We start from the raw sequence: 1,092 nt of genomic DNA on the forward strand, positions 1-1,092 counted from the left end.
AGAAAAGAGTGGTTGCGTTATTCCCAGGAGATTTCCGACTGGGAGATCGAGGAGATCCTCATCAAGACCTCCCGTTTCCCCGTGTTCTGGCAGTTCATCGGCCTCTATGGCGAAGAGTACGGCGTGCTGAATCACCTGGATGAGATCGACGGCCGCCACACCCAGAACGCCGCCTTTTTGAAGATGGAGGATTTCGACGATTTCATGGACAGCGGCTTTTACCGGACCATTTTCGCAAACACGGCCGCTTGGCTGGAGGAGCTGGACCGGAAGCAGATGCTGCCGTAGGGGAGATGCGCTGAGGCGGATGCTATTTACGGGGCAGCAGGGGGCGGGAGCCGAGGCATGGGACTTTTTCGGGTGTCAAATGATGCGGAGACTGTGAAAAGCCCCTGGGATGGAACCCGGCGCATCAGGGATTTTGCCGCTGGGCATTGCGCACTCCAGCTGATGCGGCCCTGCGGGATACCCCTGGTTGCCCGGAGCGGCAGGCCGTGAGGCTGCGGGATGGCTGTGCCTTCGGATGCGGCACGTCTCCATGCTTCTGTCAGGGGCCATCCCGGCGCTCTCGGGTTTGCGTTACCCCCTTGCCCGGACAGGAAAAAGAAGGTATAATCATTTTGTTCCATCACAGCGGGCGGACAGCCCGCGGCAAGGAGAAACTGAGGAGGTCTTCTTATGCTGTGCACGAGAGAAGTCACGGTCCAGGTCCCTGACGGCCTGCACCATCAGACGGCGGCCCGGTTCATCCAGACTGCCAACCGCTTTACCAGCGTCGTCCGCGTCGTATACGGCGACAACAACGTCAATGCCAAAAGCCTGCTGGGTGTGCTCTCCCTGTCCATCGGAGCGGGGACGCGGATCACGATCACCGCAGACGGAGCGGATGCCGGAGAGGCGCTGGATGCGCTGGAGCAGTGCCTTGCCGGGGCGTGAGCCTTTGGAGCAGACCTGATCTCCTGAATCAAAGAGGGGCCGCTGGCAAAGCCGGCGGCCCCCCCTTTAAGAAAATCGCGGGGGCCCGGAAGGGCACCAGGGCCCCCCCCCCGGGTTGTTTGTAGGGAGGACAACGGGCCGGTGGCCGCGGCACCC

General features: G+C 61.8%; 2 protein-coding genes. Both read left to right on the plus strand.

The window, feature by feature from the left end:
- Window positions 1–288, plus strand: a 288-nt coding sequence (locus QVE23_RS10175; protein ID WP_502919092.1) for a VWA domain-containing protein, incomplete at its 5' end; no start/stop codon positions are given.
- Window positions 289–678: 390 nt separating this feature from the next.
- Window positions 679–936 (plus strand): HPr family phosphocarrier protein, encoded by a 258-nt coding sequence (locus QVE23_RS10180; RefSeq protein ID WP_021749720.1) that lies wholly within the window; start codon window positions 679–681, stop codon window positions 934–936.
- Window positions 937–1,092: the final 156 nt, after the last annotated feature.

Origin of the sequence: Oscillibacter sp. KLE 1728 (assembly GCF_934833455.1) — a bacterium.
Classification (GTDB): domain Bacteria; phylum Bacillota; class Clostridia; order Oscillospirales; family Oscillospiraceae; genus Oscillibacter; species Oscillibacter welbionis.

Coding starts and splice junctions, on each gene's coding strand:
- QVE23_RS10180 (WP_021749720.1), top strand. CDS start 679: ATGCTGTGCACGAGAGAAGTCACGGTCCAGGTCCCTGACGGCCTGCAC.